This is a genomic window from Deltaproteobacteria bacterium, from assembly GCA_016213065.1.
Lineage (GTDB): Bacteria > UBA10199 > UBA10199 > SPLOWO2-01-44-7 > SPLOWO2-01-44-7 > JACRBV01.
In genome coordinates this window covers 1-4,566 of sequence record JACRBV010000001.1, presented here as the reverse complement: position 1 = coordinate 4,566, position 4,566 = coordinate 1, and the positions used below count along the sequence as shown (strand labels likewise).

The following is a 4,566-nucleotide window of genomic DNA, read 5'->3' as shown; positions in this document are numbered from 1 at the left end:
TGTCTTGCTGATCCGAGTGGCAATGACGTGGGCATGCCGAATGCTTTTCCGAGCACACGCAGAAGTGGTTTTGACATCCAGTCCTTTTGTTTTTCCTACGATCCGGGCAATGACACGTTGTACATTGGTATTCAAACTTTTAACGATTCCAGCGGTCGCCCTGTAATTTTTGGCGATGCAGAAGGGGACGGTGATCCGGGTTCGGCAGATGCCACGTTGCAGGGATTGGGGGGGCAGGATCTTCCTAATCTGAGTGGAAGTGAATTTATAACATTGGCGATTGATTTTAATCGCGACGGTGCCACGGATTTGGTGGTTGGAGTCAATACCGGAAACAAACTTGCTGATTTTGCGGTTGTTGGGGGTGTTGGGGGTTCTGACAATGATTTACAGTATGCTCCTTCCCCCAAATTTTATGGTGCCGCGCTAGGTGGTGTTATCGTTGCATCTCCTGTTTCACCATCGAATGCAAAACCTCATTTTGAGTTTGCTGTTTCGGGATTAAGCAATTCTCCCCGTTTTTCTTCGTTGAATTTCAACGACCCCGATTCTTATTTTCAACTCTATCTTGCCGCAGGGAGTTTAGCCGACGACGGAATTTCGGACGATGCTTTTCCGTATAACCTAACATATCAAAAAATGAAAGTGGATACTCTTCGCGACACCGATGGTGATGGTATCCCCGATGCCTTTGACACCGACAATGATAATGACGGGATTCCAGATTTGGTCGAAAAAAATCTTTCACAATACGATACCAATGGCGACGGCGTGCTTTCATCTGCAGAAATTACTGCGAGCGGAAAAGATGTCGATGGAGATGGTGATATTGACACGAATGATGGAATTGTTTGGCCCGATACCGATGGCGATAGCATTCCCGATTATCTCGATACCGACAGCGATGGCGATGGCATTCCGGACAGTCTAGAAGCTGGCTCACCGTCCGGAACCCGCGATAGTGACGGTGATGGAATCTCCGACTTTCGCGAAACTGATAGTGACGGCGACGGCATTCTCGACAATGTCGAAGATGCGAATAAAAATGGTGTTGTCGATTCAGGAGAGAGCAATCCCACAAAAGCCGATACGGATGGAGACGGACTTTGTGATGGGACCATTGTCGTTGGGAGTTGCACGGGTGCTGAGGGATTAAAAGGAACGGACCCTCGCAAGGCGGATACCGACGGCGATGGACTTTGCGATGGTTCAATTGTTGTTGCCCCGTGTGTTCAATCGGAAGGAAATTTAAAAACAGACCCCACCAAAGCGGATACCGATGGGGATGGAATCCCCGATGGAATAGAATATTTGAATGGGCGTAACCCGCTAGTAGCGGAGATCGGAAACCTGTTAGCACCAACACTGGAACCAACACTGCCTCCTCCCTCTTCGACTTCGAGTACCGGGAGTGGCGCCACAACCACCACTTTGGCGGGCGATCAATTGCAGGGAGCCGGAATTGGTTGCCAGATGACGCCCGGCGCCGGTTCATTTGGTGGCATGCTTTTTTGGTGGCTCTTTTTGATTTTTTCTCTCGGTGTTGTTCCGCGCGTGTGGGGACTGAACGTCGATCACCTCCGCGCCGATAGTGACGGTATGGGTTTTCCCAATATCGAATCGGCAAAGACTTTGCACAAAGAGGATTTTTCTTTGGGTTTGTTGCAAACCATTGTGCACAATCCTCTTAAGCTGGGACAAAGCAGTACCGGTAACGCCGCGGACAGTGTCGTCAATTATTTCTATGTCTGGGATTTGTGGGGAGCGTATGGGATTTTTGATAATCTGGATGTTGGCATTAACTTTCCGGTCAGTTTGTTGTCTCAGGTAAAAGATATTGGAACCACCAACAAGCGCAACACTTCAAGCGTGGGCGACATTCGTCTTCAATCCAAATGGCATTTTCTGGAAGCGGACCAAAATATTTTGCGGGCACAGTTGTCTCTTCTCACTTTTTTGAATCTTCCGAGCGGGAATACAAACGATTTTTTTGGCGACGGAAGTGTTTCGGGCGGGGTGAAGGTGATTGGGGAACGGCATTTTGGGAAACATGAAGTGTTCCTCAATTTGGGAGCGAATGCGCGGGGCAAAAATAATGTCACGGTTTCGAATACAAAATTGATCGAGGTGGGACCCGAAATGTTATGGGGTGCGGGATGGCGATGGCCATTCAGTGTAGTTCATCAATGGGTTGTGCAATCCGGCTTTTGGGGGAAAACCGATTTTAGCAGTGCCATTACTTCGCCCACGGAGTGGGATGCCACTGTTGCCAAACGGTTTGATAAACAGCCGATTGAAGCGAGTTTGGGATTTGGTCTTGGGCTTGGTTCCGGCTATGGAGCACCGGATTACCGGATTATCATGGGAGTTAATTATGTGCCGGGGAGTGAGGGAAGGACTATGGACCATGGACCAAGGACTGTGGACCTAAAACCTGCTCCAACATCCCAAGCAAAACTCGAAGGAAAAAAAATTGTTGTGTTGAGACCAATTCATTTCGAAGTCAATCGCGCGGTAATCCGTCAGGAATCCTTGCCGATTTTAAATGATGTGGCTCATCTGCTGGATCAGAATCGAACCATTTTGCGCGTTCGCATTGAAGGACATACCGACAACGATGGGAGTGACAAGTTTAATACCCGCTTGTCAGAAGAAAGAACCAAGGCGGTCAAAGATTATCTTGTAAAAAAAGGAATTGCTCCGAGTCGTCTGGAAACAAAAGGTTGGGGAGAAAAACAACCCGTCGTTCCCAACGACACCCCCCAACACAAAGCCCAAAACCGCCGCGTTGAATTCCATGTAATCGAAGTGGAAAAATGACAGAGTACCAATTTGACTTCTGTCGACAGATATCTTAGGAGTGGCCGGCCTTTATGGTAGACAAAATTCCTTCCATTCGTTGTCAAACCTGCGCTTCCCGCAAGAAAAGTGTTTTTTGTGATCTGGGCGAAGAACATTTTAAAGAACTTGATGATGCCAAAGTTTTTAATCACTATAAACCCAAGCAATTTATTTTTTATGGTGGCAATCAGCCTTGCGGAGTTTATTGCGTTTTTTCCGGAAAAGTTAAAATTTTTAAGACTGATCCGGAAGGGCACCAGCAAATTGTCCGTCTGGCAGGGCCCGGCGATATTTTAGGCTATCGCAGTCTTTTGGCGTGTGAGCCGTATGCCGCAAACGCCGAGGCTTTGGAAGAAGTGTCTGCCTGTTTTATTGATCGGCGGACTTTTAATCATATTTTGGAGACGCACCCGGTTACGACCTTTCGCATTTTATCCTCCTTGGCTCAGGATTTGGGAAAAGCAGAGTTGCAGGTGATAAATTTGGCTCACAAAAATGTGCGCGAACGGTTTGCGGAACTTCTTTTGATCCTCAAAAAAAAATATGGCGAAAAATCGTCGAAAGGTATCCGGCTCAAAATTGCTCTCACCCGGGAGGAGTTGGCGGAACTTATTGGCACCACTCAGGAGTCGGTTATCAGACTCATCACAGAATTTAAGAATGATGGTTTGGTCGCCGTTGAAAGACGCGACATTTTCTTGTTGGATATTCCAAAGCTTGTCAAAACTGCAAACTTGCCTGAATAAAAAAAATAAAGTAGAAAGCATTTCATGGCTCGAATTTTGGTCACTGGCGCTTGCGGTTTTGTCGGTCCCTCGGTTTGTAATCTCGGAATTTTATTAGGTCACGATATTTTCGCCACCGATGTTGGCACCCAATACAAAGAATATCTGAATCCGGCGGTTAAATTAAAAATAGGTGTCGACATTCGCAATCTCGACCAAACCGTCGGTTTTATTCAAGAGGTTCAGCCCGATATCATTTTGCACGTCGCCGCCTATTTCAAATATCATGGCCCATGGAAGATTTATGAAGAGATTAATGTATTAGGAACAAAGCATGTTCTGCTGGGGGCCTTAAAAATTCCGAATCTCAAAAGGGTAGTCGTTTGGAGTTCCGGTTCCGTTTTGGGTTACACCTTCAAAGGCTCCAAACATTTGGATGAAAGGGCGGCCGCTAAACCACGAAGCAGTTATGAATTATCCAAATTGCTGGCTGAGGAACTGACTCTGCAATATCGGGATCGGCTTCCCGTCACGGTGATCCGCCCGGCGGCCATCTATGGAAGCGGTATTGAATACGGTGGCCCCGCAGGAACCTATGGGGCTTTGAAAGTGATTCAGATGCTCTTCAAAAACCAGCTAAGCGGAATGCCGGGGAACGGTAAAAACCAGATTAGCTTTATTCATGTGGAAGACATCGCACGCATTGCCTACTTTTTGGCGGAGCAACAAGAAGCGATTGGCGAAGTTTATAACACGGCCGATGCCTCCGAATATCCTTTAACGGAACTGATCGGCTATATTGCTGGCTGGATCAAAAGCCATAACATTCCGATCAACTTCAATCCCAAATTCCATATTCCTCTTCCGGTCATTTATCTTTTAGGACTTTGGTGCGAAACGCTGGCCCGTTTTCAGAAAAAAGAACCAGCAGTGGAGCGGCCCTTCCTGAATTTTTTCCGACCCGGGTACAATTTTTTAATGTCGAATGCAAAACTCGACC

General features: G+C 47.1%; 3 protein-coding genes. All 3 read left to right on the top strand.

Annotated elements, in window-relative coordinates:
• The first annotated feature begins 33 nt into the window (after nucleotides 1-33).
• Nucleotides 34-2,820 (top strand): OmpA family protein, encoded by a 2,787-nt coding sequence (locus HY877_00015; protein MBI5298672.1) that lies wholly within the window; start codon nucleotides 34-36, stop codon nucleotides 2,818-2,820.
• A gap of 53 nt (nucleotides 2,821-2,873) precedes the next feature.
• Nucleotides 2,874-3,587: a Crp/Fnr family transcriptional regulator gene (locus HY877_00010; GenBank protein MBI5298671.1), complete on the top strand. Its 714-nt coding sequence runs from the start codon at nucleotides 2,874-2,876 to the stop codon at nucleotides 3,585-3,587.
• Nucleotides 3,588-3,611: 24 nt separating this feature from the next.
• Nucleotides 3,612-4,566, top strand: a 955-nt coding sequence (locus tag HY877_00005) for an NAD(P)-dependent oxidoreductase (GenBank protein MBI5298670.1), incomplete at its 3' end; no start/stop codon positions are given.

Excerpts from the sequence above, each read along its gene's own strand:
- HY877_00015 (MBI5298672.1), top strand. The coding sequence starts at position 34 with ATGCCGAATGCTTTTCCGAGCACACGCAGAAGTGGTTTTGACATCCAG.
- HY877_00010 (MBI5298671.1), top strand. The coding sequence starts at position 2,874 with ATGGTAGACAAAATTCCTTCCATTCGTTGTCAAACCTGCGCTTCCCGC.